The organism is Xanthobacter lutulentifluminis (assembly GCF_043194675.2).
Taxonomy (GTDB): domain Bacteria; phylum Pseudomonadota; class Alphaproteobacteria; order Rhizobiales; family Xanthobacteraceae; genus Xanthobacter.
Map to the genome: position 1 here is coordinate 267,235 of NZ_CM195525.1, position 26,806 is coordinate 294,040.

Consider the following 26,806-nt stretch of genomic DNA (forward strand, 5'->3'; position numbering starts at 1 on the left):
CTCAATACTCCAGCCGCTCGCGCGCGCCGAGCACGCGGTTGAGGATGACGACCGCGGCGCACACCACCAGGAACCACACGGTGGCGATGGCGGACGGGTAGCCGAGGTCGAAGGTGTTCCAGTTGAAGGCGCGCTTGTAGACGTAGGTGGAGACCGTCTCGGTGGCCCACAGCGGCCCGCCCTGGGTCATGATCCACACCAGGTCGAACACCTTCATCTTGCCGATGAAGGAGAGGATGTAGAGGCTGAGCAGCGTCGGCCGCAGCATCGGAACGATGATGTAGCGCAGCTTGGCGCCCCAGCCACAATTGTCGAGGTCGGATGCCTCCAGGACTTCCTTGGGCAGGGAATGGATGGCGGCAAGGCACACCACCATGTTGAAGCCGGCCCATTTCCACGCATGGGTCACGATGACCGCGCCGAGCGCGAGGTTGGGGTCGCCGAGCCAGGAGGAGGCGAGGTCGCCGAGGCCGACGGCGCGCAGCATCACGTTCAGCACGCCCCAGTCGTAGTTGTAGATCCACATCCACAGGATCGCGACGACCACGTAGGAGAGCAGCACCGGCGTGAACCACGCCACCCGCAGGAAGCGCGCGAACGGCACCCCGGCATAGAGCGCGAGGGCGAGCAGAAGCCCCGTCGCCACATCCAGGATGGGGGCCACGAACGACCAGATGAAGGTGTTGCGCACCGCCACCCAGAAAGTCTCGTCCCCCATCAGGTCGCGGTAGTTGGCGAGGCCGACGAAGGTGGCGTCCAGCCCCTCGATGGTGAAGAAGCTGTCATAGATGGTGCGGAAGGCGGGATAGGCCGTCAGCCCGCAATAGACCAGCAGCGCCGGCCCGAGGAAGATGGCCAGCACCAGCCGCGTGGCGCGGCGAGGATCGGCGAGGGCGGCACGCGAGGAGGCTTTCGCCTCCCCGCTTTTCGCCGGGGTTCGCAGGGAGATGGCGTCGGGCATCGCTCACTTCTTCAGGCAGGCGGCGTCCATCTTCTCCGCCGCGTCATCGACACTGATGAGGCCGGCGGGGAAGGCGTTGTTCATGACCTGCACGTAGGTCTCGGCGCACTTCGCCCGGTAATAGAGCAGCGGCGTGCCGAAGAAGTAGGTCACATCCTTGTTGCGGGCGTTCAGCTCGTCGAAATACGCCTTGTGGGGGCTGACGATCTTCGCCGGATCGGACTTCAGGCCGCTCTGCAGAGCCACCTCGCTGATCCATTTGGTGCCGTTCTCGGCATTGGCGATGGATTTCAGCAGCGCGCCGGCGCAATCCTTGTTCTTGCCCTTGGAATACATGACGAAGCTGCCTGCCACCGCGAGCGTCTTGCAGTTCGGGCAGGCGCCGCTGTCCATGGCCGGGAACTTCATGATGCCGAGCGGGAAATCGGCAGGCATGCCGCCCTTCTCCGGCGCGGCGAAGGCGCGGCCGGTGAACCAGCTGGGATCGGGGAAGGTGAGCGCGCCGGGCGAGTTGTAGAAATAGAAGTGGGACTCGCCGAGCTTCAGCGTCGAGAAGCTCTTGGGATAGGCGCCCGTATCCACCAGCCCCTTCACCCAGGTCATCACGTCCTTGACGCGCGGGTCCTTGAACGACAGCTCGCCGGTGAGCAGCTTCATGTAATCGTCGGGACCGAGCTTGCGCAGCAGCGACTCGAACAGCAGCTGCCCGCCGGGGAAGGGCCGGTCGCCCACGCCCTGCGACACCGGCGTGATGCCGGCCGCGACACCCTTCTTCACGAGGTCGGCGAACTGGGCCTGGGAGAGCTGGAACGAGGGCGGCACATCCACCCCGACCTTCTTCACCAGATCCCGGTTGTAGTAGAGCTCGACCGTGTAGGCCTCCACCGGCACGCCGTAGACCTTGCCCTTGGAGGTCCAGGCGGGCCGCGCCCAATCCTCGATGCCGGTGACGTCGATATAGCCGTCGAGGGGTTCCAGGAAGCCGCCGGCGAGGAACTCTGGCTGGTCCGGCTCCATGTAGAAGATGTCGGGCGCCTGCCCGGTGCGCACGGCGGATTTCGCCTGGGTGTAGATGTCGGCCTTGGGGATGAAGCTGAGCTTCACCGTGCACTGCTTGTTGGCGGCCTCGAACTCCTTCACCCGAGCCGTCACCCACTCCTTCTTGGCGGGCTCGTCGGGCCAGTTGCTCCACATGGTGATCTCGGTGGACTGGGCGATGGCATGCCCCGCCCATCCGGTGGCGAGCGCCACGACCGCCGCAGCCCCGATGCCTCGAACGCTTCTCATCCGCTTCCCTCCCGCTGTTATCCGGTCACGGCCGGCTTTTGGCGGGAGACTGCGTGGGCTCCTAATTATTGTCAATAATGAATCGGCGTAAAGGCACTTTCTGCGCAATAAGCTCCATGTCTTGGCTTATATTATTGACAATGATCCGACGCCGGAGAATTGTCGGCATCCAGGTCGGCGATGATCGGCACGAGGAAGGCGAGGATGGCCCGGGGACTGCGAAAAGGATTGACGAGCTATGGCGATGACGGCTTCGCGCTGTTCCTGCGCAAGGCGTTCATCAAGGCGATGGGCTATTCGGATGATGCCCTCGACCGGCCCATCGTCGGCATCACCAACACCTACAGCGACTACAACCCCTGCCACGGCAACGCGCCGCAGCTCATCGAGGCGGTGAAGCGCGGCGTGATGCTGGCGGGGGCGATGCCCATGGTGTTCCCCACCATCTCCATTCACGAGAGCTTCGCCCATCCCACCTCCATGTTCCTGCGCAACCTGATGGCCATGGACACGGAGGAGATGATCCGCGCCCAGCCCATGGATGCGGTGGTCGTCATCGGCGGATGCGACAAGACGCTGCCCGCCCAGATCATGGCGGCGGCGAGCGTGGACCTGCCCACCGTGGTGGTTCCCGTCGGCCCCATGGTGGTGGGCCATCATCGCGGCGAGGTGCTGGGCGCCTGCACCGATTGCCGGCGCCTGTGGAGCGCTCATCGCGCCGGCGAGATCGACGAGGCCGAGATCGAGACCGTCAACGGCCGCCTCGCGCCATCGGTGGGCACCTGCATGGTGATGGGCACCGCCTCCACCATGGCCTGCATCACCGAGACGCTCGGCCTCTCGCTGCCCATGAGCGCCACCATCCCCGCCCCCCACGCCGAGCGCGTGCGCCTCGCCGAGGCGAGCGGCAAGGTGGCGGCGCGGCTGGCGGTGAAGGGCGGTCCGGTGCCGAGCGCGCTGCTCACGCCGGCCGCGTTCCGCAATGCCATGGTGGTGATGCAGGCCATCGGCGGCTCCACCAACGGCATCATCCACCTCACCGCCATCGCCAACCGCGCCGGGGTTCGCCTCGACCTCGCGACGCTGGACGACATCGGCCGCGAGGTCCCGGTGCTGGTGGATCTCAAGCCGTCCGGCGCCCATTACATGGAGCATTTCCACCACGCCGGCGGCGTGCCCAAGCTGTTGCAGCAGCTGGGCGACCTGATCGACCTCGATGCGCCCACCATCGCCGGCGGCACCCTGCGCGCGGTGGTGGACGCGGCGGAGGAGGTGCCGGGCCAGGACGTCATCCGCCCGCGCTCCAACCCCATCAAGGCCAGTGGCTCCATGGTGGTGCTGCACGGCAATCTCGCGCCCGGTGGGGCCATCCTGAAGCAGGCCGCCGCGACCGAGCGGCTGCTGCAGCACACCGGCCGCGCCGTGGTGTTCGATTCGGTGGCCGACATGGCGGCGCGCATCGACGACCCGGATCTCGACGTCACCGCCGACGACGTGCTGGTGCTGCGCAACACCGGCCCCAAGGGTGCGCCGGGCATGCCGGAGGCCGGCTATCTTCCCATCCCGAAAAAGCTCGGCCGGCAGGGCGTGAAGGACATGGTGCGCATCTCCGATGCCCGCATGAGCGGCACGGCGTTCGGCACCATCGTGCTGCACATCACGCCGGAATCGGCGGTGGGCGGCCCGCTCGCCCTGGTGGAGAGCGGCGACACCATCCGCCTCGACGCCGCGGGGCGCCGCATCGATCTCATGGTGGCAGAGGAGGAGCTTGCCCGCCGGCGGGAGGCGCTCGCCGATGCGCCGGAACGGCCCCTGCCCGATCGCGGCTACGCCCGCCTGTTCCAGCAGAGCGTTCTACAGGCGGACGAAGGGTGCGACTTCGATTTCATGATCCGCAAGTGAGACAGGCCGCGTGACGCCCGCCGCCCCGCTCTGCCTGCCGCCGCGCCCGGTGGGGCCGCCGCCCACCGTGCGGCCGCTGCCGCCCGGAACGTGCGACACCCATATGCACGTCTTCGGTCCGGCGGAGCGCTATCCGCTTGCGGCCGGCCGCAACTACACGCCGCAGCCGGTGGGCCTCGACGACTACCTCCCGGTGATGGAGACGCTCGGCATCGACCGCGCCGTGCTGGTGCAGCCGAGCGTCTATGGCACCGACAATTCCGCCCTGCTCGAAGCCCTCGCCCGGATGCCGGAGCGGCTGCGGGCGGTGGTGGTGGTGCCGCCGGACGTGCCCGATACGGAGCTGGTCGCCCTGCACGAGGCCGGCGTGCGAGGCGTCCGCGTCAACCGCCGCAACCCCGGCGGCCTGGCGCTGGAGGATGTCGGCACCCTCGCCCGGCGGATCGCGCCGCTGGGATGGCATATCCAGCTGCAGATCGAGCTGGCGCGGGGACCGGATCTCGCCAGCCTCGCGCGCCACTGCCCGGTGCCGCTGGTGATCGACCATTTCGGCCTGCTCGATCCGCGCTGGCCGGTCGCGCCCGGCCCGTTCGCCGACCTGCTGCGGCTGATGGAAGGCGGCGCCTTCTGGCTGAAGCTGTCCGCCCCCTATCGCATCAGCGCGGCGGGATGCCCCTATGCCGAACTCATGCCGTTCGTGTCGGCGCTGACAACCCATCGCCCCGACCGGCTGCTGTGGGCCAGCGACTGGCCGCACTCGGAAATGTGGTCCGATATTCCCGACGACATCGAACTTGCCGGCGCGCTCGGCCTGCCGCAGCTGCCGGCGGCGGTGCGCCGGCAGATCCTCATCGACAATCCGGCAGGCCTCTACGGCTTCGAGCCGCCCGGTGCCGGCCTCCCATCCGGCGGCTGAGCGCTCCGCAAGCAAGACCGGCGAGACCCCGCCACAAAAGCAAAAGGCCCTCCCCCGGCTGGGGAGAGGGCCTTTGCTTGTGTGCTGCGCCGATCAGGCGGTGCGGGCTGCGGTATGCACCAGCGTGCCGACATGCTCGCCGCGCAGCGCCGCGGTGAGGCGGCCGGGGACGAGGCCGTTCACCACCTGCACTCGCTCGATGTGGCGGGCGGTGCCCATCACTTCCAGCAGCGCGCGGTCGAACGGCAGCGTGCCTTCGGTCTTGGCGAGGTCGGCATAGCCGGTCTCGCTGATGAGACGCGCCTTGTCGCCCTCCGGGCCGTTGGGATCGACATTGAACACGCCGTCCACGTCCTCGACGATGGTGAGGCCGGCGGCGCCAAGCGCGTCGGCGAGCAGGAAGGCGCCCGTATCCGCCCGGTGCGGCGGAATGCGCGAGCCGGGGAACTCGTGATGGTGATAGGGCGGAAAGGCGCTGCCCACCACGGCGCGGGCGGCGGAGAGATGGATCGCCAGCTGGCTCGCGATGGTCGGGTGCTCGATGTAGGAGACCCCCTCCGGCGCCAGCAGCGAGGCGAGGATATGCCCGTTCTGCCCGGCCTCGCTCGCCGCAAGCGGCGCCAGCGAGCCCACCGGCAGGCCGAGATCCAGGCCGACGCCGTAGAGGTGGCGGGCACGGATGCCGGCGCCCGTGAGGATCAGCAGGCGGTGCTCGGGCAGCACGCGGCGCAGTTCATCCACGATGGGCAGGATCGCCTGCGGGCCGCGATCCATGATCGAGCGGCCGCCGATCTTCACCACCTGCAGCCAGGGCAGGAGACGGATGGGGCGGACGCCGGCCACGGGGCGGGTCAGGGCGCCGTCGAGGAGGGTCTGGCTCGCGAGGGGCGAGGAGACGTGCTTGATGGTGCTCTCGGTCATGATGCGGTCTCCTCAGCTCGCGGTGATGATGGTGCCGACGTGCTCGCCGGCGAGGGCGCGGGTGAGATTTCCGGGCTTGAGCCCGTTCACCACCTGCACCTCGCGCACGTGGCGCGCCTTCTTCAGCAGGTCGAGCATGGGGAACTCGAGGATGGAGTCGGCGAGACCCCGCGTCTTCATCTCGTCCACGGAGATCTTCGGAATGAAGGTCGCCGCCTTGTCGGTCTTCGGATTGCCGGTGTAGAGGCCGTCCTCATCCTTCACAAAGATCATCTGCTTGCAGCCGAACTGCTCGGCCAGCAGGAAGCAGCCCGCATCCGTGCGATAGGGCGGGATGACGCCCTCCGCCGCCGGGGGCGTCCAGAGCGCGTAGGGCGGCATGCCGCTGAACACCACCGCATTGACCTCGGCGAGGTAGAGCGGAACCGCCGAGAGGGCGGCGCCGCTGACGCTGGAAATGCCGTGCTTGGCCAGCAGCTGGCCCAGCATTTCCGCATTCTGGTTCGCCACCGAGGCGCCGAGCTGCGCCAGGACGCCGGCGGGCAGGTTCAGCTCCGCGGCGATCGAGTAGAGGTGACGGGCGCGGGTGCCGGCGCCGGTGCCAATGAGCAGCTTGTGCGCCTTGCGGGCGGCGACGATTTCCTCCAGCAGCGGATAGACCGCCGCGCGGCCGCGATCGATGACGCTCTGGCCGCCGATCTTGATGACGCTGGCTTCGGGGAGAATCCGGTAGTCGGCTGCCGCTTCGGCGGCGGCAAGCAGCTGCGGATCCGTGAGCGAGCGCTGGGAGAGGAGCGCGTCGAGCTCCGCCGTCGTGGTCGCCATGGGGATACCTTTCCTGTTGCTGTTCGTCACCCCGGCACATGGCGCCGGAGCAGCACGCGCTGGGGGCAGCCCGGTCCCGGCCGGCAACGGCAGCCGAGGCTGCCGCGCGCTCCGCCGAGGCCAAGCTGCGTCCTGGCGCCTATCTGAACGCGCCGGGGCCCAGGAACAAGGCGCGAAAACCCTGTTTGTTGTCCGGAACCGCTCCAATTTCAGGCAGCCGTGCTGCACCTTTCGGCGTCGCGGCGAAACCGGCGGAGGAAACGACAGAAAACACGCAGATTCGCAGGCGCAGGCTTCTGCAAGCCAGACCTGCGTACGCCGCAATGCAAAGCCATGGAAAAGGCCGGAAAATCCGGCCGGACCGCCGCGCGCACCAACGCGTGGCCCGACGTATCGGAATTGCCGAGACCACGCGTTTCCCGCGCCAGCGCCCCATCGTCCATGGGCCGTGCCCGGAGACGGACACACGGGACGAGCAGGGCTTTCCGTGCCGAAGGAAACCGGGGGTCGCGAAACCGTCCAGACAAGCGGCCAATTTGCTTTCACGGATGCAGGCGTGGGACGCCACATCCCGGCCTTAGGCTCACGCAGATACCAAGCCCGGGCCGAAGCAGCGTCCGCACCCCTCACCGGTCCGTTTGCAACTCTGCCCCAGCGCAAACGCGATGCCGGTGGCAGAGCTTGGAAAAACAGTTCCCGGGAACGGCCGGCGGCGCAGATCCAACCCGGCGCGACATTCCGACCCTGCGCTGTCGATCCGCGTCACCGATCAGGCAGGCAGAACAATGCCGGCAGCCAAATCCCCGGTGCCGCCCGACGCGACGCCACACCTTGGGACGACAGCGAAGCGGCGCATCATCACGCACGCGGCGCCTCGGGCGCCGGAACGCACTCCACGCGCCCATGCCGACAGGCGGAAGCACCGGGTGCCCGCAGGCGCGATGTCCCACGTCCCCGCGATACCACCGGCGGCCGCGCGCATTCACGCGACCGCAAGCCGCCGGAGCCGATCAGCCAGCGAGAGCGGATTCGACCGCCGCCAGCGCGTCTTCCGCCTTGGCGCCGTCGGGACCACCGGCCTGCGCCATGTCGGGCCGTCCGCCGCCGCCCTTCCCACCCAGAGCCTCGGCCGCGCGGCGCACCAGAGCGACAGCGTCGAAGCGGGGGGTGAGATCGGCGGTGACGCCGACGACGACACCCGCCTTGCCATCGGGCGTGACACCGACAATGGCGACGACACCGGAACCGATCTGCTTCTTGCCCTCGTCCACCAGGCTCTTGAGATCCTTGATCTCGATGCCTTCCACGTGCCGGGCCAGGAGCTTCACGTCACCCACGGCGCGCACGCCGCCTTCGGCGCCACCCTGGCCCCCGCCCATGGCGAGCTTCTTGCGGACATCGGCCAGCTCGCGCTCGAGGCGCCGCCGCTCCTCGACCAGCGTCGCCACGCGCGCCTCGACCTCGGCCACCGGCGCCTTCAGCGTCGCGGCCGAGGCCGCCAAGGCCGCCGACGCAGCATTCAGGTGCCGCCGTGCGGCATCGGCGGTCATTGCCTCGATGCGCCGCACACCCGAGCCGACCGCGCCCTCGGACACGACCGAGATCAGCCCGATATCGCCGGTGCGACGCACGTGGGTGCCGCCACACAGCTCCACCGAGTACGGCGCGCCATTGCCGTCGTCCGTGCCCATGGACACGACGCGCACCTCCTCGCCGTACTTCTCGCCGAACAGGGCCCGCGCGCCGGACGCGATGGCGTCGTCAACAGCCATCAGGCGCGTCTCGACCGGCTCGTTCCGCAGCACGAAATGGTTGGCGATGTCCTCCACCCGCGCCAGCTCCGCATCGCTCACCGGCTTGGGGTGGGCGAAATCGAACCGCAGACGGTCGGGCGCCACCAGCGACCCCTTCTGGGCGACATGGTCGCCCAGCACGCGCCGCAGGGCCTCGTGCAGCAGATGGGTGGCCGAGTGGTTCGCACGCACGCACGACCGCCGCGCATGGTCGACATCCAGCACCAGCGCCGTGCCGCGCTTCAGCGTGCCGGCCTCCACCTTCACCTCGTGCACGAACAGGTCGCCCAGCTTCTTCTGTGTGGACACCACGCTCACGGCAATGCCGCCCTCGCCGCTCGCGCGGCCGGTGTCGCCCACCTGACCGCCCGATTCCGCATAGAACGGCGTCTGGTTGAGGATGACGAGACCGGTCTCGCCGGCCCCGAGGCTGTCCACCTCGACCCCGTCGCGGACCAGCGCAGTCACCACGCCCTCGGCCTTCTCGGTCTCATAGCCGAGGAACTCGGTGGCGCCGACCTTGTCGCGCACGGCGAACCAGAGCGTGTCGGTCGCCGCCTCGCCGGAGCCCGCCCAACTGGCGCGCGCCTCGGCCTTCTGCCGCGCCATGGCGGCGCCGAAACCGTCGGTGTCCACGCTGATGCCGCGGGCGCGCAAGGCGTCCTGGGTGAGATCGAGCGGGAAGCCGTAGGTGTCGTACAGCTTGAACGCCACCTCACCGGGGAAGCTGGCTCCGGCAACGAGGCCGGAACTCTCCTCCTCAAGGATCGAGAGGCCGCGCTCGAGCGTGCGGCGGAAACGGGTCTCCTCGAGAAGCAGCGTCTCCTCGGCGAGAGCCTCGGCGCGGACGATCTCGGGATAGGCCCGGCCCATCTCGCGCACCAGGATCGGCACCAGACGGTGCATCAGCGGATCCTTGGCGCCGAGCAGCTGAGCGTGGCGCATGGCGCGACGCATGATGCGGCGCAGAACATATCCCCGCCCCTCGTTGGACGGCAGCACGCCATCGGCCGTGAGGAAGACGGACGCGCGCAGGTGGTCCGCGATCACGCGATGGCTCGCCTGCTGCGGGCCGTCCGGATCGACCGAGGTCAGCTCGGCGACCTCGGCGATGATCGCGCGCATGAGGTCGGTGTCGTAATTGTCATGCACGCCCTGGAGCACGGCGGAGACGCGCTCGAGACCCATGCCGGTGTCGATGGACGGCCGCGGCAGCGCCACCCGCTCGCCGCCCGGCAGCTGCTCGTACTGCATGAAGACCAGGTTCCAGATCTCGATGAACCGGTCACCGTCCTGGTCGGCCGAGCCCGGCGGGCCGCCGAAGATGTGATCGCCGTGATCGAAGAAGATCTCGGAACACGGGCCGCACGGGCCGGTATCGCCCATGGACCAGAAGTTGTCGGAGGTCGAAATGCGGATGATCCGGTCGTCCGGCAGGCCAGCGATCTTCTTCCAGAGGGCGTGTGCTTCCTCGTCCTCGCTGTAGACGGTGACGAGCAGGCGCTCGCGCGGCAGGTCGAAGGTGCCGGTGACGAGGTTCCATGCCAGCTCGATGGCGCGATCCTTGAAATAGTCGCCGAACGAGAAATTGCCGAGCATCTCGAAGAAGGTGTGGTGCCGCGCGGTGTAGCCCACATTGTCGAGATCATTGTGCTTGCCGCCGGCGCGGACGCACTTCTGCGAGGTCACGGCACGGGAATAGGGACGCTTCTCGACACCGGTGAAGACGTTCTTGAACTGCACCATGCCCGCGTTGGTGAACATGAGCGTCGGATCGTTCTGCGGCACCAGGGGCGAGGACGACACCGCCTCGTGGCCCGCTTTGACGAAGTAGTCGATGAAGCTCGACCGGATCTCGTTGACGCCGCTCATGTGCCGGCCATTGCCCTTCGGTCCGGGTCCGCAGGGCGGAGCCGGTGAGTGATCGCTCCGCGCCGGCCGGCCCACCGGCAGGCCGCGCGGTTCCGGCGGACACGGGTACGGTCCGCCGGAACCGGGTTCGTTTAGCGACGCCCTCGCCGCTTGTCCAGAAAGGCGTCCGTGTCCTCAGGCGTCGGCGGGGTCGCCCTCGGCGTCCTCTTCCGGGGTGCCGGCGAGAATCTGGTCGGCGATGAGGCCGGCATTCTGACGGATCGCAGCCTCGATCCGACCGGCAATCTCCGGGTTCTGCTTGAGGAAGGTCTTGGCGTTCTCACGGCCCTGGCCGAGGCGCTGGCTGTCGTGGGAGAACCACGCGCCGGACTTCTCCACCACGCCGGCGCGCACGCCGAGATCCAGCAGCTCGCCGGTCTTGGACACGCCCTCGCCGTACATGATGTCGAACTCGACCTGCTTGAAGGGCGGGGCCAGCTTGTTCTTCACCACCTTCACGCGGGTCTGGTTGCCCACCACCTCGTCACGCTCCTTGATGGCGCCGATGCGGCGGATGTCGAGGCGCACCGAGGCGTAGAACTTGAGCGCGTTGCCGCCGGTGGTGGTCTCCGGCGAGCCGTACATCACGCCGATCTTCATCCGGATCTGGTTGATGAAGATGACCATGGTGTTGGACTTGGAGATCGAGGCGGTGAGCTTGCGCAGCGCCTGGCTCATGAGGCGCGCCTGCAGGCCCGGCTGGTTGTCGCCCATCTCGCCGTCGAGCTCGGCGCGGGGCGTCAGCGCGGCGACCGAATCGACCACCAGCACGTCCACCGCACCCGAGCGCACCAGCGTGTCGGCGATCTCCAGCGCCTGCTCGCCGGCATCCGGCTGTGAGATGAGCAGGTCGTCAAGGTTCACGCCCAGCTTGCGGGCGTAGATCGGATCGAGCGCATGCTCGGCGTCGATGAAGGCGCAGGTGCCGCCGCGCTTCTGCGATTCCGCCACCGCGTGCAGGGCGAGCGTGGTCTTGCCCGACGATTCCGGCCCATAGATCTCGACGATACGGCCCTTGGGCAGGCCGCCGATGCCGAGCGCGATGTCGAGCCCGAGCGAGCCGGTCGGAATGCTCTCGATCTCCAGGGCCTTGCCGCCCTTGCCGAGCCGCATGATCGAGCCCTTGCCGAAATGCCGCTCGATCTGGGAGAGCGCGGCATCCAGCGCCTTGGTCTTATCCATGGAAGAACCTTCGACGAGTCGGAGTGTCGCCTGAGTCATCGCCGCGCTCCGGTATTGGCGCAAGGGGAAATGAGAACACCCGACTTGTACATGCTTTGTTCCATGTTCGCAATATGTTCTCTCCGCTGGAGGCGCGATGTGGTTAAAGGGCCGTGTCAGCCCCGCCGGGTGAGGCGCTTCATGAGGGAGCGCCGGGTCTTGGCGACGAAGTGGGAGAAGGCGCCGCCCCGGCTCAGCTCCAGCTGGTGCTTCAGCGCCCGGTTCTCCTGCGCGGCCGCGCGCGCGCCGTCGATCAGGCCTTCTGCGGCAGCGAGGATGCGGCGGTAGGGATAGGTGGCGGAAAGGTCGGAATAGGCCACCCGCCCGCGCCGCTCGGTGAAGGGGCGGAACATGGTGGCGTTGCCGGAATAGGGCGCGTAGGTGGCCTCGAACCGCTCGAAATGCTCAAGCTCCAGCGTCTTCTCGTCCCGCAGGATGCGCGCCGCCTCCATCATCATGGTGGCGAAGGTCTCGCGGAAATCGTCGCGCGCCCGCCAGCGCATGTAGCCGATGACGCATTTCGCCACGAGCTGCTCGCGCGAGCGCATGGGGAAATGCGCCAGCGGCACCCGCGGCAGGATCGGCGAGGGGATGACGTTCTGCCACTGGGTGATCTTGTGGTAGCCGTCCTGGATGCCGGTCTCGGGGTGCTCCGCCAGATGGCGCGGAATGGCCACCTTGAACGGATAGGGATCGTGCACCACCACGTTCTTCAGGCGCGACAGCGGATCCGGGTCGGCCGGGTCGTCCTGGGGGCTGCTGCGGTAATGCAGGGGGCACAGCCCGCCCACGTGGGGGGCCGGCAGCGCCGCGAGATCCTCCTCCAGCACCTGCCGGCTCTCGGCGGCGATGAACTCGTCGGCATCGATGGGGAAGACGTAGTCCCAGCTGTCGTCGCTCACCGCATGGGCCATGAGGGCGCGGATGCGGCGGCTCTGCACCAGGCTCGCATGCACGCCGTCGTCGACGATGCGCACGTCCAGCCCCTCGGCCGCGAGCCGGCGCAGGATTTCCGGCGTGGCGTCGGTGGAGCCGTCGTCCACCACATAGAGCCGGTCCACCATCTGGAGATTGTGCCGCGCCCACGCCTCGATGATGTCCGCCTCGTCGCGGACCAACGAGATGGCGGTGAGCTTCATGGGACCCGTCTCCTGGCAAAAGGCGCAGGGACCATAAGCGCCGCCGTCGGGGTGTCAACGCGACGCGGAACGCCCCGCCGACGACGACGCTCCGGCCCGGCCGGCGCGCGCCTCGGTTGCCGCTCCGCCGTTAAGCGGCTAAATGCGTCCCCGGCCGGGAAGGGCGCGCGGATCGCGGCGCCCGTGGGCATCCGGGCGCGGGAGCGTCCGGGCGCGCGCCCCGATTTCGGCGGGTGGCCGCCGGACGGGCGGGCGTCGAACGGGCAGGTGTCGAAAGGGAAGCGGATGAGTCTGGCCTACAGGTCCGACATTGACGGCCTGCGCGCCGTCGCGGTGGGCAGCGTCGTGCTCTATCACGCGCGTTTTCCGCCGTTCTCCGGCGGCTTCATCGGCGTGGATGTCTTCTTCGTCATCTCCGGCTTCCTGATCACCTCCATCATCTACCGCGAGATCAGCAACGGGAATTTCTCGCTGGTCGACTTCTACGACCGGCGCATCCGCCGCATCTTCCCCGCGCTGTTCACCGTCATCGCGGTGACGACGCTGTTGTGCGCGCTGATCCTGATGCCGCGGCAGATGATGGAATACGTGCAGATGCTGCCGCCGGCGGCGCTGTTCTATGCCAACATCTATTTCCAGAACCTGCTCAATTATTTCGGCCCGAAGGCGGCCGAGGCGCCGCTGCTGCACCTGTGGTCGCTGGCGGTGGAGGAGCAGTTCTACATCTTCTTCCCGCTGGTGCTCTTCGCGCTCATGCGGCTTGGCGGGCGCAAGGTGGCGCTGGCGGGGCTCACCCTGATCGCGATCGTCTCGGCGGTGTACGCCCAGAGCATCGTGGAGGTGGATCGCCACGCGGCCTTCTATTTGCTCACCAGCCGCGCCTGGGAGCTTTTGGTGGGCTCGCTGCTCGCCCTGTTCGCCTGGCCTCGCATTCCGCAGAAGGTGGCCGGATGGGTCGCTGCGGCCGGCGCGCTGGCCATCGTGGTGCCGGTGTTCCTGTACGACCACGACACCCCCTTCCCCGGCCTCACCGCCGCTCCGCCGGTGCTGGGCGCGGCCGCCATCATCTATGCCGGCAGCTTCGCGCCGTCGGGCATCGTCTCGCGCATCCTCAGCCTGCGTCCCATGGTGTACGTGGGCCGCATCTCCTATTCGCTCTACCTGTGGCACTGGCCGCTGCTGGTGCTGCCCACCATCCTGCGCGGCCGCAGCCTGACGCATATCCAGTCCGGCCTGCTGGTGGTGCTCGCCATCGCCCTCTCGGCGCTGACGCTGAAGTACATCGAGACCCCTATGCGCCGCTCGGACGCGCTGGGCGGCCGGCGGATGACACGCATCGCCGCCGGGGCGGGCGCCATCCTCGCCACCATCCTCGTGGCCGTCGGCATCGAGCGGGCGGGCCAGGGCTTCTTCTCCATCTCGCCGGTGGGCGCCATGGCCGAGGCCGCGGCCGACGACAAGAGCACGTTCCAGCGCGACTGCAACAACGAGAAGAAGTTCTGGAGCGAGGCCGACATGAAGCCCATGACGGCCTGCGGCATCGGTCCGGGCCTCGCCAAGGGCACCTACGACGTGGTGATGTGGGGCGATTCCCATGCCGGCGCCACCTTCCTCGGCATCGCCGAGCAGGTGGCGGCGATGGGCTACACCGCGCGCCTCCAGACCATGGCCGGCTGCCCGCCCCTCATCGGCGGCGTGGCGCGGCGCGATCTGGTGCTGAGCAGCTTCTGCACCACCTTCAATGCCTCGGTGATCGATGAGATCCGCCGGGTGAAGCCCAAGGTGGTGATCCTGGTGGGGCGCTGGGCGCTGTGGACCACCATGGCCGGGGCCGGCTTCACCCTCATCACCGACGAACTGCCGGGCGGGCAGGAGCTCAACCCCAGGAACAGCTCGCGGGTGTTCGTGCACATGCTGGACCGCACGGTGACGACCCTGCGCGAGATCGGCTCGCAGGTGATCGTGCTGGGCCAGTCGCCGCAATATCCCAATCCGGTGCCGCGCTGCGTCGCCCGCAGCGAGTTCTTCCATTCCGGCAGCCACGAAACCTGCGTCTCGCGCAGCCTGAAGGACGTTCTGGCCGACGTGGGCTACGCCAACGACGTGATCGCCTCCACCGCCGCGCGCCACAAGGGCGTCACCGCCTTCAACATGTCGGACGTGTTCTGCGCCGGTGACACCTGCAAGGCCGCCGACGGGCTGAAGTTCTACTATTTCGACATGGACCACCTGTCCTCCGCCGGCGCCCGGTTCGCCGGGGAGAACCCGGCCCTGCGCAAGGCGATCGCCGACGCGCTCGCGGCCGGCAGCCGCAGCGAGAGCTCCGCCCTGAAGCCCTGAGGGCGGGCGCGCCCTCCCCTGCCCCGCGAACTGGCCCCGGGCTTGCTTGTCCCGGTCCAGGTCCTGTGTGCGGAGGGAGAGTGTGCGATGTCGGACGAAGCGCTTCACCCGGTGGTGGTCGCCCGCAAGACGATCGAAGCCGAGAACATGATCTCGCTCGAGCTCGTGCCGGCGGACGATGAGGCCCTCCCCGCCTTCACGGCGGGCGCCCATGTGGACGTGACCCTGCCGGGCGGGCTGGTGCGCCAGTATTCCCTGTGCAACAGCGCCAGCGAGCGGCACCGCTATGTCATCGGCGTGTGGAAGGATGCCAACAGCCGCGGCGGCTCCAAGGCCCTGTTCCAGACCGTCAACGAGGGCGACCGCCTCGCCGTGGGGGTGCCGCGCAACCGGTTCGCGGTGCCGCGCGACGTCAAGCGGGCGCTGCTGTTCGCGCGCGGAATCGGCGCGACGCCGGTGCTCTCCATCGCCGACCACCTGAAGGCGAAGGGCATCCCCTTCGAGTTCCACTACATGTTCGCCGGCGGCTCCCCGGGCTCGTTCCGCTCCACCATCGAAGCCTCGCCCTACGCCGGGAACACCACCTTCTATCTCGAGACCACCGAGCCGCGCATGAACCCGCAGGCCCTGCTGTCCGACCGGCCGGACGACACCCACCTGTTCCTGTGCGGGGTGGACTGGTGGCTCGACCCCATCGTCGCCGGAGCGCAGAAGAAGGGCTACGGCGTCAACCGCATCCACGTGGAGCGCTTCACCGCCAAGGCGCCGCCGCCGCTGCTGGACAAGGTGTTCGACGTGAAGATCGCCAGCACCGGGCAGGTCATCACCATCCCCGGCGACCGCTCGGTCTCCACCGCGCTGGAGGAGGCCGGCGTGAAGGTGCCCACCTCCTGCGAGCAGGGCGCCTGCGGCACCTGCAAGGTCAAGGTGGTGGAGGGCGAGGTGGACCACCGCGACAAGCGCCTGAAGCCGGAGGAGAAGGCCCAGGGCTGGTTCCTCGCCTGCGTCTCGCGGGGCAAAGGCGACCTGCTCGTGTTGGATTTGTGACAGGCGGAAACCATCATTCGCGCGGGGGACGGACCATGGTTTGCGAAGAGGATGCCTGGCGCGCCGCCTTCGTCATCGCCGAGCAGTACGGGCCGGAAGGCGTCGCCTTCGCCGCACGCATGGCGGAGAGCTTCGAGATGGGCGGCAAGTCGGAGGAGCATGCGGCCTGGGTTTCCATCCTGACCAAGGTGGAGACACTCACCACCGACGCCAATTTCATCTTGGCGAACTGAGGCTTGGCGCGGGTGGCATCGCCACCCGCGGAGGCCCGGCGGGGGGCCTTGAAATCGGTTGTGGCTTGCGCCAAAGGGCCTCTTGAAATTACCCGGTCGTCCGCGTAGGTTCCGCGCTCTCCGCAGGCGCCTCGCGCCGCGGTGACCGTGCAGGTGTAGCTCAGTTGGTTAGAGCGCCGGTCTGTGGAACCGGAGGTCGGTGGTTCGAGCCCACCCACCTGTACCATCAGGCATCAAGAACAGCAGAGACTTGAAGCATCGGTCGCAAGGCCGGTTCGCGTCCGCGCATGCCGGACGCCGCGGCACCGGCCCGGCGCCTCCCGCACGTCGAATCCGAGCCGGTGCCGATCGCCCGGCTCAGAACCATATGCGGGACAAGCGGCGGCGGAGCGCGCGCCCGGTCGCGGCATCATCGCGCGCCCGCCGCCGCCCCCGCCTCGGCGACGCCACGAGCGGCGCAGTCCGTCGGGCAGCGGCGCCGGCAGGGAGCGGCGGCGGCGGGGAGCGGCTTGGGCGGGGATCAGCATCGCGCCGAGGGGCGGGCCACCCCCGCAAGCATCCACCACGGGCGAAGTCCGGGGCGGGCGTGGAGCGCGCCATCCGGGGAGCGCGGCGAGCGGCGCCCCCCGGACACATCGCGCGTCAGGCGACAGCCGCCGCCGGCAGGCGCGCGGGCGCGTCGCCGCCCAGCCACTCGGCGCGGTCGCTGCCGAGGCGCGGGGTCGGGCGCGACCAGCGGCAGGGCGTCTGCGACATCCGCAGCACCGGGGCGAGGGTCTTCAGGTCGCCGTAGCAGGTGCCGTCGACGCGCACCGAGAGCGCCTCGAACTCCTCGCGCGCGAGCCGGCCAGGCGCCTCGGCGAAGTCCGCCACCAGCCCTTCCCGCTGCAGCAGCATGGCCGACTGGCACAGGGAGACCTGCACCCGGTAGCTGCCGCCCTCGCGCGCACGGCGCGCCAGCGCCAGCATTGCGCCATAGGCGCCGAGGAAGCCGGTGATGAAATCGCACATGAACACCGGCGTCAGCTGCGGGCGCCCGGCGCCGCTCATCTCGCCCTGGGTGTGGCAGATGCCGGTGACGGCCTGCGCCACCTGGTCCCATCCCGCCCGATCGGCGAACGGACCGCCCGAGCCGAAGCAGTTCACCGAGACATGGATCAGCCCCGGCCGCAGGGCCGTGAGCTGCTCCGCGCCGAAGCCATGGGCCGCGAGGCGATGGGGCCGGTAGCCGTCGATGAACACATCGGCGGAGCGCACCAGCGTGCGCAGGCGCGCCGCTTCCTGCGGGCGGGTGAAGTCGAGGAAGGTGCTGCGCTTGCCGTGGCTGGTGTCGCGCACGAAGGCCGGGACCTGCGGCAGGTCCGGCGCCGTGACCATGAGCACGTCGGCCCCGTGCTCGGCGAGGCTGATGCCGGCGGTGGGTCCCGCAAGGATGCGCGTGAGGTCCAGCACCCGCAGGCCGGAGAGCGGCGCATCGCCCTCCTCCGGCAGCGGCTCGGGCGCGCTGTCCGCCACCTTGGTGATCTCGACCACCGGACGGGAGGCGAGATAGGCCCCATGGGGATGGGCGAGCCATTCCTCCGGCGTGCGCACCTTGCCGCCGCATGCCCGCGCCGCGGCGAGCGCGTCCTCCAGCGCATCGGCCTCCCAGCGCTCCACGCCGCGCGCGACACCCTCCACCGAGCTGTCGCAGCCGAGCACGTCGAGCACCCGCCGTTCCAGATGGGGCAGGTTGGTGTGCGGCAGCACCCAGCCGTCATCCTTGGTCGCCCAGGGCTGGGTGAGCGCCACCATGTGCTTCACCGCGGCAGAGGCGGGAATGGGATGGTAGCAGCCGTCCTCGCCCTTCAGCAGGGTCTCCTCCCCGCCGGAGAGGGATGTCGCCGCCGCGGCCCGGGCATCCACGGCGATGGTCTGGCGGCGGCCGGTGCGCAGCGCCCACAGGTCGTTGGCGGCAACGCCGCGCGCGGCCAGCACCGCCGCCGACACCTCGCCGATGCGGAGGGGCGTGGGGAAGAACGGGTCGCGCCCGGTCAGCGTCACCTCGCCGGCCGGCAGGTCCGGGCCGGAGCGGATGGCCATCAACTCGCGGAACGTGTTCAGGCTTTGCGGATCGATCGTGGTCATGGAGTCGGATCACCAGTGCAAGGGAAGGCATGGGCGCGGGGCGCGCCCGTCCGGATGTTCGGGAGGGGCCGGGGCCGCTCCGCCCCGGCCGAGCGATCAGGCGGCTCCGGGCAGGACGCGCGCGCCGCGCCGTTCCACCGTCGACACCAGCCAGCAGGTGAGGAAGGCCAGCGGCATGGAGATGAGGGTGGGCGGATCGAGCGTCACCACCGGCGCGGCAAAGCCGAACACCTTCACCCACATGGAGGGGCCGAGCACGGTGAGCCCCAGCGCCGCCAGCAGCCCGATGCTGCCGCCGGCGATGGCGCCGCGTGTCGTCAGCCCGCGCCAGTAGATCGACAGCACCAGCACCGGGAAGGTGGAGGAGCAGGCGATGGCGAAGGCCAGCGAGATCATGTAGGCGACGTTCTGGCCCTGGAAGGCGATGCCCAGCGCGATGGCGAACAGGCCGAGCGCCACCGTGGCGAGACGCGAGATCTTCAGCTCCCGCTTCTCGTCCACATGACCCTTGAGGACCACCCGGGCGTAGAGGTCGTGGCTGACGGCGGAAGCCCCCGCCAGCGTCAGCCCGGCCACCACGGCCAGGATGGTGGCGAACGCCACGGCCGAGACCAGCCCCAGCATCACGTCGCCGCCGAGGACGCGGGCGAGGTGGACGGCCACCATGTTGACCCCGCCGATCACCTTGCCATCCGCGCCGACGGCCGAGGCATCGCCCGACAGGATGACGATGGCGCCGAAGCCGAAGATGGCGGTGGCGGCGTAGAAGGTGCTGATGAAGGCGGTGCCCCACACCACCGAATTGCGCGCCGCACGGGCATCCGGGACGGTGAAGAAGCGCATCAGGATGTGCGGCAGCCCGGCGGTGCCGAACATGAGCGCGAGGGCCAGCGACAGCGCCGAGAAGGGCGAGCGGGAGGCCGCCTGCGGGGCGAGCACGCCGGCTCCCTTCGCATGGGCCGACGCGGCGCCCTTGAGCAGGGCCGAGAGGTCGTAGCCGAAGCGCTGCAGCACCAGCACGGCGATGAGCGCGCCGCCGGCCAGCATCAGGCAGGCCTTGACGATCTGCACCCAGGTGGTGGCCATCATCCCGCCGAACATGACGTAGCAGATCATCAGCGCGCCAACGAGGGTCACCGCCACCTTGAAGTCGATGCCGAACAGCAGCTCGATGAGGGCGCCGGCGCCGACGGTCTGGGCGATGAGATAGAAGGCGATCACCACCAGCGACGCCACCGCGCCGAAGATGCGCATGGGCGTCTCCTCGAGGTGGAGGCTCACCACGTCCGAGAAGGTGAACTTGCCCATCCGGCGCAGCCGCTCCGCCAGCAGGAACACCACGATGGGCATGCCGGTGGAATAGCCGATGGCGTAGATGTAGCCGTCGAAGCCGCTGGTGAAGATCAGCCCCGTGAGGCCGAGGAAGGCGCCGGCGGACAACGCGTCCCCCGCCAGGGCAAGGCCGTTCTGCAGGCTCGTGACATTGCCGCCGGCTGCATAGAAATCATTGGTGCCCTTGGTGTTTCGGGCCGCCCACCAGGTGATGGCGAGCGACAGCACCACGATGGCGAGGAAGCAGGAGATGGCGATCAAGTTCATCGCGCCACCCCTTCCGCAGGCAGGATGGCGGGCCGGGCGGTCGCGGCGTTCTCCCGCCGGTTCGCGGCCACCGCGTAGACCACGGTGAGCACGAAGCCGAGGCCGATGACGCCGAGCCCGAGCGCGAAGGCCCAGGTGATGGCGCCACCGGGCGTGACCGGCAGCGCCAGCAGGGCCGGGGCGAACGCCCCGAGGGCGGTGAAGGCGAGATAGCAGCAGGCGAGGATGGCGGTTGCCGTGAGGCCGAGGGCGGCTCCCTCGTCCCCGGCGGGGCGGTGCGGTCTGGTCTGGGAGGTCATTTTTATTCCCTTCTCTGGATGGCCGACGCCCGGCGGCACCCGTCCTCCGATGCGGAGCGCACGCGCGTCACGGAATGCGGCGTCGCGGTTGGGAAGGGCTCCGGCCGCCGACTGCCTCATTTTCAATCAGGATCTTGCCCTGACCATTTTCGAGGCTAACAGCGGCTTTGACATTCCAGAAATGGTTTGATTTGATCATAGTCATCTGAAAATGAGATGGCTGATGCACAGCACCGACCTTGAGTTCTTCATCGCGGTGAGCCGGGAAGCCTCCATCGGCGGGGCGGCGACGCGCCTCAACACCGCCCAGTCCAACGTCACCAACCGCATCAAGAAGCTCGAGGCCGACCTCGGCGTCACCCTGTTCGACCGCCATTCGCGTGGTGTGAAGCTGACCACGGCCGGAGAACGGCTCCTGCCCTTCGCCGCCGAGGTTGGACGGCTGCTGCGCGAGGCGCGGCTGTCGGTGACCGCATCGGACAAGCCGCGCGGGCCGCTTTTGATCGGCGCCATGGAAACCACCATGGCGCTGCGCCTCAGCGAGCGGCTGGTGAGCTTTTCCGGCCTTTATCCCGACGTGGACCTGACCCTGCGCACCGGCACCACCGCCGAGCTGACGGAGCAGGTGCTGCAGCAGGAACTGGAGGGGGCCTATATCTGCGGGCCGGTGGCCCACCCCCGGCTGGTCGCCCGCCGCGCCTTCCTGGAAGAGCTGGCCGTGGTGGCAGGTCCGGAGGTGCGCTCGCTGGATGACTTCGCCGAGCGCGGGCAGGCCAACATCTTCGTCTTCCGCCGCGGCTGCTCCTACCGCCAGCGGCTGGAGCAGCTGCTCGCCCGGCGCAACATTGCGGTGGCGCGCACGCTGGAATACGGCAGCCTCGACGCCATCCTCGCCTGCGTCTCCGCCGGCATGGGGCTGACACTGCTGCCGGCGGACCTCATCGCCGCCCACGCGCGCAACCACGCCGTCTCCATTCTAACCCTGCCCGAGGAAGAAGCGCGGGTGGAGACGCTCTTCATCCGGCCGGCGCGGGTCTATGTCTCCCCGGCGCTCACGGCCTTCCTGGATGTCGCGGAACCGCCGTCCGAAGGGACCGAAAAGGTCGCGGCCGACGCTGCCGCGCGGTGGGGCTGACCGGCGCACCGGTCGTCGCCGTGCAGGGTCGTGCGGTCGCAGCGATGCGGGCTGTGCGGACACGGCGTCCGGCGCCGCGCGCGGGACCATCCGGCCCGATCCCCTGCCCCGTGCATCAGGGGCAGCGCTCGCTAACAAGCCCCTCTCCCAGCCGGAGAACCGGCCTGTGCCCGGCCTCAGGCGCTGGCGATCGCCCTCCCCGCCGGCGAGCCACCGCCACGCGCCCGACCGGTCGCCCCGCCTGCCCCCCGGGGCCTTTGCAGCCCCCGGGAAGCCGGCACATGGTCAGGGCACGAGCAGCAGGGAGCCGGTGGTCTCGCCCCGCTCCAGCATGACGTGGGCATCCGCCACGCGGACGAGCGGCAGCTCGGCGCCGATGGTGACGGGCAGGCCGCGGGCGATCTCCTCGAACAGATCCTGCGCCGCCTGCCGGTAGGCCACCGGATCATTGGCATAGGCGAAGACGCTGGGCCGGCTGAGCGCGAGCGAGCGGCGCGGGCCGAGATCCGTCAGGGCGATCTGCGGCAGCGAACCCGCCGCCTGGCCAATGCTCGCCACCATGCCGAAGGGGCGCACCGCATCCAGGGTGCGCAGCAGCGTGTCGCCGCCGATCCCGTCATAGGCCACGTCCACGCCCACACCCTGCGTGAGGCGACGGACCTCGGCGACGAAATCCTCCTCCTTGTAGAGGATCACGTGCTCGGCGCCGCGGGCGCGGGCAAGGTCCGCCTTCGCGGAGGAGCCCGCCGTGCCGATGACACGGGCGCCGAGGCGGCTGGCCCAGGCGGTGAGCACCAGTCCAAGACCGCCCGCCGCCGCATGGACCAGCACGGTGCTGCCCGGCCCCACCGGGCGCACCCGGCGCAGCAGCATGTGGGCGGTGATGCCGCGCAACATGGCGGCGGCGGCGGTGCGATCGTCGATGGCGTCCGGCACCGGCACCAGCCGCGCGGCGGCGATGTTGCGCGCCTGCGCATAGCCGCCCACGGGCAGGCCGGCGTAGGCGACGCGCATGCCGGCGGACAGGCCCTCGACCCCCGGCCCCACCGCCGTCACCACGCCCGCGCCCTCGACCCCCAGGACGGCGGGCAGCGGGCCGGCCGGATAGAGGCCGGTGCGGTGATAGATGTCGACGAAATTGACGCCGATGGCCGTGTGCAGGATCTGCGCCTCGCCCGCGCCGGGCTGGAGCAGCGGCCGCTCGGCCGGACGGAACTGTTCGATGCCGCCGGAGCCGGCAAGCTCGATGGCGAATGTGGTGGTCGCGCCGGTCATGGAATGCCTCCTGTGAACTGGCGCGACCCTAGGTGGGCTGTTGCTGGGCGTGAATTCAAGATAAGCTCACATCATCTGGGTGTTTTTGCGCAGAGGCGACATGCGCGACTGGGACGACCTGCGCTTCTTCGTGGGGCTGGCGCGCTGCGGCAGCCTGTCGGAGACGGCGCGGCGGCTGGGTACGGACCATTCCACCGTCGCCCGCCGCATCGCCGGGCTCGAGGCCGACCTTTCCCTGAAGCTGTTCGACCGCCTGCCCCGGGGCTACGCGCTGACCCGCGAAGGGGAGCAGCTGCTGGAGCGTGCGGGCGCGGTGGAGCGGGAGGTGCTGGGCATCGCCCGCCTCGCCGCCGGCGCCGGAGCGGAGATCGAGGGGCGGGTGCGGATCAGCGCGCCGCCGGCGCTGGCGAGCCACTGGCTGGTGCCGCGCCTCGCCCCGCTGCTCGCCCGTCACCCGGCGCTGGTGCTGGACGTGACCGGCACCGCCTCGGCCGTCCGCCTGTCCCGTGGCGAGGCGGACCTGGCGCTGCGCCTGTCGCGGCCACGCGAGAGCGGCCTCGTCGCCCGCCGGCTCGGCGCCATCGCCTACGGGCTCTACGGCTCACGCGCGTATGTGGAGGCAACGCCCGAGGCGCGCTGGAGCTTCGTCGGCTACGACGAGGAACTGGCCCGCTCGCCCCAGGAAGTCTGGCTGCGGGCCATGGCCGGGGACCGGCCCGTCGCCTTCATGAGCAACGATCTGTCCAGTCTCGTCTCGGCGGCGCGCGCCGGCATGGGGCTCGCCGCCGTGCCGCACGTGATCGCGCAGGCGGCGGGCGATCTCGTCTGCGTGCGCGAGGCCGGGAGCCTGCCGCGCGAGCTCTGGCTGCTGGTGCATCCGGACGTGCGCCGCGCGGCGCGGGTGCGCGCGGTGATGGACCACCTCATCGCCGTCTGCCGCGAGCTGCGGACGTCTGCGGCCCGATAGGTCCCGGACCGTCCGCGCACGCGTGCTGACCATGTGAGCAGGCGGGAACCGGTCGCGACTCATGTCCGGCGTGGTTCGGCGACACAGGCCGCGCCCGGCATGGCCTTTCCCTGCCGCGATCCACATCCGCTCCGGTCCGGGACCTGTTCCATGCGCCCGGAGGTCCGCCGCCAAAGGCCGGGGCCGCCGTCCACTGCCCCAACCGGCGCAGGCCCCACGAGCCGCAGGCGGCCCGGCACCGCCACTCAGGACAGCAGGCGCCCCACCACCACGCCTGCCACCGCGGCGGAGGCGGCGATGGAGAGCGTCTCCAGCGTGGAGCGGAAAATGGACTTGCGCGCCACCACGCCGCGCCCGATGCCCAGCGCCACCAGCAGGATCGTCGTCAGCACCAGCGAGACGATGCGCGCGCTGTCCATGGGCAGGAAGGCGAAGGGCAGCACCGGCGTGAAGCCGGCGAACAGGTCCGACACGAACATCCAGAAGGCGTGCGAGGCGGGGCTCGCGCCATCGTCCGCATCGGCGAACTCGGCTTTCAGGCCGAGGGCCGCGCGGGGCGAGCGGGCGAGCGCGTCGCCCACCTGCCGCACATCCTCCGCCGCCATGCCGGCCCGCGCGAGCGCGGCGGTGATGGCCTGCGCCTCGGCCCGCGCCGCCGCCGGGTCCACCGGCGCCGCGCGGCTCACCGCTCGGGCGTCGCGCACGGATTCGGCGTCGAGATAGCTGCCCGCCATCATGGAAACGGCGGCCGCCGCCGCGCCGGTGGCGCCGGCGATGAGCACGGTGCGCGGATCGTCCGTGCTCATGGCCACGCCGAACACCAGGCCGAAGATGGAGACGGTGCCATCCTCCATGCCGAACACCACATCGCCGATGGACGCCTTCAGCGAGGCGAGCACCCGGGCGGGCAGCGGAAGCGGCGGAGCGACGGGCGAGGCGGGATCCGGGGGCATGGGGACGCTCCTTCAGGCCGGCGCCGGCCGCCCGGCGGACCTTCGCGCCCATCTGGCACGGGCCGGGCGCCGGCGTCGACCCCGGTCGAATGCGAGGGGTCCACGCGCAGGCGCACCCCCCGCCTAGCCGGGCTGATCCGGCTCGCCTAAAGTTCCGTACTCCACGCAAGGGCAGGCAGGAACGAAGGCGACATGTTCGACGCGGTGATCCTGGGTGGGGGGCCGGCCGGCGCATCCTGCGCGCTATGGCTGAAGATGCTCGGCTTCCGCCCGTGCATCATCGAGCGCCGCACCACGCTGGGCGGGCTGCAGAACGACAATCCCTACCCCAACCAGTGGATCGCTCCCGTCCGCGACAAGACCGGCCTCGACATCGCCGCCGACATCCACGCCCATCTGGTGGAGCACGACATCGTCTGCCGCCTCGGCGAGGCGGTGAGCGCGCTGGACGTGGTGGAGGGCGGCTTCCGCGTCACCACCGCCACGGGCGAGATCGTCCATGGCCGCACCTGCGTGCTCGCCACCGGCGTGCGGCCGGTGCGCGGCGGGTTCACCGCCTCCGAGCGGGTCATCGTCGGGCCCGGCCGGACCATGTTCAACGCCGGCTTCGAGGGCCAGAGCGTCGCCATCCTCGGCGGCGGCGACAATGCGTTCGAGAATTACATCTTCGTGCGCAAGCGCGGCGCGGCCGAGGTGACCATCTACGCCCGCAGCATCCGCGCGCGACGCGAATTCCTGGAGAAGGTGCCGCCGGCCGACGTGCGCGTCGGCCCCTATCATGTGGCGCCCGAGATCCCGGAGGTGGCGGGGCTCGCCTTCGACCGCTTCGTGGTGCTCTACGGCTGGGAGCCCTACCTGCCCTACGCGCTCCACCTCAACCTCGCCCGCGACCCGCGCGGCTTCGTGGAGACCAGCCGGGATTGCGAGACCTCGGTGCCGGACCTCTACGCCATCGGCGAGATCGCCCAGCGGATGCATCCGTGCTGCGTCACCTCCATGGCCGACGGGGTGGTGGCGGCGAAGGCCATCCAGCGCACGCTGGAGCAGGACGCCGTGGCCCGCTTCGCCGAACGGGTCCGCCGCGCCGCCAGCGATCCGGTGCGGGGCTGAGCGGCGTCGGCGACGCATCGCGTCCGCCGCTCTCGTCCCTGCCCCCTCAGCGAGCCGCCGCGTGCGGCTTCCCCGCGAGCGAGAGCCGGTCCGGGCCCGCGCCGGCGCTTGAAGGGCGCGGTGGCGCCGGCGGCGCGAGGGCAGCGGCGACCTCCGGCCGGCGCAGCAGCGCGGCGGAGGCTTCGTAGGCGGCACCGATCGACGCCACCATGGGCGTCTGCGGCAGGTCCGCCACCACGCGGGCGGGGCGCGGCGAGAACACCACGATCCGGTCCGCCAGCCGCACCGCCTCGGTCACGTCATGGGTGACGAACAGCACCGCGGCACCCGCACCCTCCACCTCCGCCCGCAGCAGCGCCTGCAGGTCGTGCCGCAGCCCCACGTCCAGGGCCGAGAACGGCTCGTCCATCAGCACCAGATCCGGCGACAAAGCGAAGGCGCGGGCGATCGCCACCCGCTGCAGCATCCCACCCGAGAGCTGGGCCGGGCGCTTGCGCAGGTCGCCGGCGGCAAAGCCCAGCCGCATCAGCATGGCCCCGGCCCGGTCACGGCGCTCCGCCCTGCGGACGCCGGCGGCCTTGAGGCCGAAGGCGGCATTGTCGCGCGCATCGGCCCACGGCAGCAGACGTGGGTCCTGAAACACCATGGCCATGCGGCGAAAGCCGTTCTCCACCCGGCCCGCCGTGGGCGCCACCGCGCCGGCGGCGATGCGCAGGAGGCTGGTCTTGCCGCAGCCCGAGGGCCCGAGCAGCACCACGAGCTCGCCGGCGCGCACCCGAAGGTCGATGCCGCCAAGGATCTCCGCCTCCCCGAACCGGAGCGCAAGGTTGTTGAGGGTGAGCATC

General features: G+C 69.9%; 21 protein-coding genes and 1 tRNA gene. 9 read left to right on the forward strand and 13 right to left on the reverse strand.

The genetic code is table 11. The features are described from left to right. Position 1: 1 nt before the first annotated feature. Positions 2-961, reverse strand: coding sequence for a carbohydrate ABC transporter permease (locus V5F49_RS01200; protein ID WP_394116347.1), 960 nt, complete (start codon positions 959-961; stop codon positions 2-4). 3 nt (positions 962-964) lie between these two features. Continuing rightward, positions 965-2,248 carry an ABC transporter substrate-binding protein gene (locus V5F49_RS01205; protein WP_394116346.1) on the reverse strand — a complete coding sequence of 428 codons (1,284 nt, stop codon included), beginning with the start codon at positions 2,246-2,248 and terminating at the stop codon, positions 965-967. A gap of 204 nt (positions 2,249-2,452) precedes the next feature. On the opposite strand from V5F49_RS01205, the gene V5F49_RS01210 reads away from it, so the two are divergent. Continuing rightward, positions 2,453-4,150: an IlvD/Edd family dehydratase gene (locus V5F49_RS01210; protein ID WP_394116345.1), complete on the forward strand. Its 1,698-nt coding sequence runs from the start codon at positions 2,453-2,455 to the stop codon at positions 4,148-4,150. Positions 4,151-4,160: 10 nt separating this feature from the next. Further along, on the forward strand, positions 4,161-5,066 hold the full coding sequence (locus V5F49_RS01215) for an amidohydrolase family protein (protein WP_394116344.1): 906 nt from the start codon (positions 4,161-4,163) through the stop codon (positions 5,064-5,066). Between the two features lie 93 nt (positions 5,067-5,159). Here the strand turns inward: V5F49_RS01215 and V5F49_RS01220 are convergent, their stop codons facing one another. The 5 genes from V5F49_RS01220 to V5F49_RS01240 form a co-directional block, all read right to left on the reverse strand. Then, positions 5,160-5,987, reverse strand: coding sequence for an amino acid kinase family protein (locus tag V5F49_RS01220; RefSeq protein ID WP_394116343.1), 828 nt, complete (start codon positions 5,985-5,987; stop codon positions 5,160-5,162). A gap of 12 nt (positions 5,988-5,999) precedes the next feature. Beyond that, complete coding sequence (locus V5F49_RS01225) at positions 6,000-6,812, reverse strand: amino acid kinase family protein (RefSeq protein ID WP_394116342.1); 813 nt, start codon at positions 6,810-6,812, stop codon at positions 6,000-6,002. Between the two features lie 1,010 nt (positions 6,813-7,822). Then, positions 7,823-10,477 (reverse strand): alanine--tRNA ligase, encoded by a 2,655-nt coding sequence (gene alaS, locus V5F49_RS01230; RefSeq protein WP_394116341.1) that lies wholly within the window; start codon positions 10,475-10,477, stop codon positions 7,823-7,825. 174 nt (positions 10,478-10,651) lie between these two features. Further along, positions 10,652-11,737, reverse strand: a complete 1,086-nt coding sequence (gene recA / locus V5F49_RS01235; RefSeq protein WP_394116340.1) for a recombinase RecA — start codon at positions 11,735-11,737, stop codon at positions 10,652-10,654. A 116-nt stretch (positions 11,738-11,853) separates the two neighbouring features. Beyond that, on the reverse strand, positions 11,854-12,876 hold the full coding sequence (locus tag V5F49_RS01240) for a glycosyltransferase family 2 protein (protein WP_394116339.1): 1,023 nt from the start codon (positions 12,874-12,876) through the stop codon (positions 11,854-11,856). Between the two features lie 285 nt (positions 12,877-13,161). Between V5F49_RS01240 and V5F49_RS01245 the strand changes: the two genes are divergently transcribed. From V5F49_RS01245 to V5F49_RS01260, 4 genes are all read left to right on the forward strand, one after another. Further along, positions 13,162-15,216 (forward strand): acyltransferase family protein, encoded by a 2,055-nt coding sequence (locus V5F49_RS01245; protein ID WP_394116338.1) that lies wholly within the window; start codon positions 13,162-13,164, stop codon positions 15,214-15,216. An 87-nt stretch (positions 15,217-15,303) separates the two neighbouring features. Further along, the gene (locus V5F49_RS01250) at positions 15,304-16,263 is read left to right on the forward strand and encodes a PDR/VanB family oxidoreductase (RefSeq protein ID WP_394116337.1); all 960 of its coding nucleotides are present in this window, start codon (positions 15,304-15,306) and stop codon (positions 16,261-16,263) included. A gap of 35 nt (positions 16,264-16,298) precedes the next feature. Beyond that, positions 16,299-16,496, forward strand: coding sequence for a hypothetical protein (locus tag V5F49_RS01255; protein WP_394116336.1), 198 nt, complete (start codon positions 16,299-16,301; stop codon positions 16,494-16,496). A gap of 149 nt (positions 16,497-16,645) precedes the next feature. Then, positions 16,646-16,722, forward strand: a tRNA-His gene (locus tag V5F49_RS01260). A 416-nt stretch (positions 16,723-17,138) separates the two neighbouring features. Here the strand turns inward: V5F49_RS01260 and V5F49_RS01265 are convergent. From V5F49_RS01265 to V5F49_RS01275, 3 genes are all read right to left on the reverse strand, one after another. Beyond that, positions 17,139-18,623, reverse strand: a complete 1,485-nt coding sequence (locus tag V5F49_RS01265) for a CoA transferase (RefSeq protein WP_394116335.1) — start codon at positions 18,621-18,623, stop codon at positions 17,139-17,141. A gap of 96 nt (positions 18,624-18,719) precedes the next feature. Then, positions 18,720-20,222 (reverse strand): sodium:solute symporter family transporter, encoded by a 1,503-nt coding sequence (locus V5F49_RS01270; protein WP_394116334.1) that lies wholly within the window; start codon positions 20,220-20,222, stop codon positions 18,720-18,722. Further along, positions 20,219-20,521, reverse strand: coding sequence for a DUF485 domain-containing protein (locus tag V5F49_RS01275; protein WP_394116333.1), 303 nt, complete (start codon positions 20,519-20,521; stop codon positions 20,219-20,221). Before V5F49_RS01275 ends, V5F49_RS01270 begins: the two co-directional genes overlap by 4 nt. A 223-nt stretch (positions 20,522-20,744) precedes the next feature. Here V5F49_RS01275 and V5F49_RS01280 point away from each other — a divergent pair, with 223 nt between their 5' ends. Next, positions 20,745-21,656 carry a LysR family transcriptional regulator gene (locus tag V5F49_RS01280; RefSeq protein ID WP_394116332.1) on the forward strand — a complete coding sequence of 304 codons (912 nt, stop codon included), beginning with the start codon at positions 20,745-20,747 and terminating at the stop codon, positions 21,654-21,656. 285 nt (positions 21,657-21,941) lie between these two features. Here the strand turns inward: V5F49_RS01280 and V5F49_RS01285 are convergent, their stop codons facing one another. After that, a complete protein-coding gene (locus V5F49_RS01285; RefSeq protein ID WP_394116331.1) occupies positions 21,942-22,931 on the reverse strand; it encodes a quinone oxidoreductase family protein in 990 nt (329 codons plus the stop codon). Between the two features lie 100 nt (positions 22,932-23,031). Between V5F49_RS01285 and V5F49_RS01290 the strand changes: the two genes are divergently transcribed. After that, on the forward strand, positions 23,032-23,898 hold the full coding sequence (locus tag V5F49_RS01290) for a LysR family transcriptional regulator (protein WP_394116330.1): 867 nt from the start codon (positions 23,032-23,034) through the stop codon (positions 23,896-23,898). A 245-nt stretch (positions 23,899-24,143) separates the two neighbouring features. On the opposite strand, the gene V5F49_RS01295 is transcribed toward V5F49_RS01290, so the two are convergent. Next, positions 24,144-24,851, reverse strand: coding sequence for a VIT1/CCC1 transporter family protein (locus V5F49_RS01295; RefSeq protein ID WP_394116329.1), 708 nt, complete (start codon positions 24,849-24,851; stop codon positions 24,144-24,146). A gap of 192 nt (positions 24,852-25,043) precedes the next feature. Here V5F49_RS01295 and V5F49_RS01300 point away from each other — a divergent pair, with 192 nt between their 5' ends. Further along, positions 25,044-25,961, forward strand: a complete 918-nt coding sequence (locus tag V5F49_RS01300; RefSeq protein WP_394116328.1) for an NAD(P)/FAD-dependent oxidoreductase — start codon at positions 25,044-25,046, stop codon at positions 25,959-25,961. A gap of 46 nt (positions 25,962-26,007) precedes the next feature. Here the strand turns inward: V5F49_RS01300 and V5F49_RS01305 are convergent, their stop codons facing one another. Next, positions 26,008-26,805 (reverse strand): ABC transporter ATP-binding protein, encoded by a 798-nt coding sequence (locus V5F49_RS01305; RefSeq protein ID WP_394116327.1) that lies wholly within the window; start codon positions 26,803-26,805, stop codon positions 26,008-26,010. Position 26,806 lies beyond the last annotated feature (1 nt).

Bases quoted from the DNA above. Each gene is read 5' to 3' on its own strand.
- V5F49_RS01280 (WP_394116332.1), top strand. From the start codon at position 20,745: ATGCACAGCACCGACCTTGAGTTCTTCATCGCGGTGAGCCGGGAAGCC.
- V5F49_RS01255 (WP_394116336.1), top strand. From the start codon at position 16,299: ATGGTTTGCGAAGAGGATGCCTGGCGCGCCGCCTTCGTCATCGCCGAG.
- V5F49_RS01270 (WP_394116334.1), bottom strand. From the start codon at position 20,222: ATGAACTTGATCGCCATCTCCTGCTTCCTCGCCATCGTGGTGCTGTCG.
- V5F49_RS01210 (WP_394116345.1), top strand. From the start codon at position 2,453: ATGGCCCGGGGACTGCGAAAAGGATTGACGAGCTATGGCGATGACGGC.
- V5F49_RS01300 (WP_394116328.1), top strand. From the start codon at position 25,044: ATGTTCGACGCGGTGATCCTGGGTGGGGGGCCGGCCGGCGCATCCTGC.
- recA (WP_394116340.1), bottom strand. From the start codon at position 11,737: ATGACTCAGGCGACACTCCGACTCGTCGAAGGTTCTTCCATGGATAAG.
- V5F49_RS01245 (WP_394116338.1), top strand. From the start codon at position 13,162: ATGAGTCTGGCCTACAGGTCCGACATTGACGGCCTGCGCGCCGTCGCG.
- V5F49_RS01275 (WP_394116333.1), bottom strand. From the start codon at position 20,521: ATGACCTCCCAGACCAGACCGCACCGCCCCGCCGGGGACGAGGGAGCC.
- V5F49_RS01200 (WP_394116347.1), bottom strand. From the start codon at position 961: ATGCCCGACGCCATCTCCCTGCGAACCCCGGCGAAAAGCGGGGAGGCG.
- V5F49_RS01250 (WP_394116337.1), top strand. From the start codon at position 15,304: ATGTCGGACGAAGCGCTTCACCCGGTGGTGGTCGCCCGCAAGACGATC.
- V5F49_RS01265 (WP_394116335.1), bottom strand. From the start codon at position 18,623: ATGACCACGATCGATCCGCAAAGCCTGAACACGTTCCGCGAGTTGATG.
- V5F49_RS01220 (WP_394116343.1), bottom strand. From the start codon at position 5,987: ATGACCGAGAGCACCATCAAGCACGTCTCCTCGCCCCTCGCGAGCCAG.
- V5F49_RS01305 (WP_394116327.1), bottom strand. From the start codon at position 26,805: ATGCTCACCCTCAACAACCTTGCGCTCCGGTTCGGGGAGGCGGAGATC.
- V5F49_RS01205 (WP_394116346.1), bottom strand. From the start codon at position 2,248: ATGAGAAGCGTTCGAGGCATCGGGGCTGCGGCGGTCGTGGCGCTCGCC.
- V5F49_RS01225 (WP_394116342.1), bottom strand. From the start codon at position 6,812: ATGGCGACCACGACGGCGGAGCTCGACGCGCTCCTCTCCCAGCGCTCG.
- V5F49_RS01240 (WP_394116339.1), bottom strand. From the start codon at position 12,876: ATGAAGCTCACCGCCATCTCGTTGGTCCGCGACGAGGCGGACATCATC.
- V5F49_RS01295 (WP_394116329.1), bottom strand. From the start codon at position 24,851: ATGCCCCCGGATCCCGCCTCGCCCGTCGCTCCGCCGCTTCCGCTGCCC.
- V5F49_RS01285 (WP_394116331.1), bottom strand. From the start codon at position 22,931: ATGACCGGCGCGACCACCACATTCGCCATCGAGCTTGCCGGCTCCGGC.
- alaS (WP_394116341.1), bottom strand. From the start codon at position 10,477: ATGAGCGGCGTCAACGAGATCCGGTCGAGCTTCATCGACTACTTCGTC.
- V5F49_RS01290 (WP_394116330.1), top strand. From the start codon at position 23,032: ATGCGCGACTGGGACGACCTGCGCTTCTTCGTGGGGCTGGCGCGCTGC.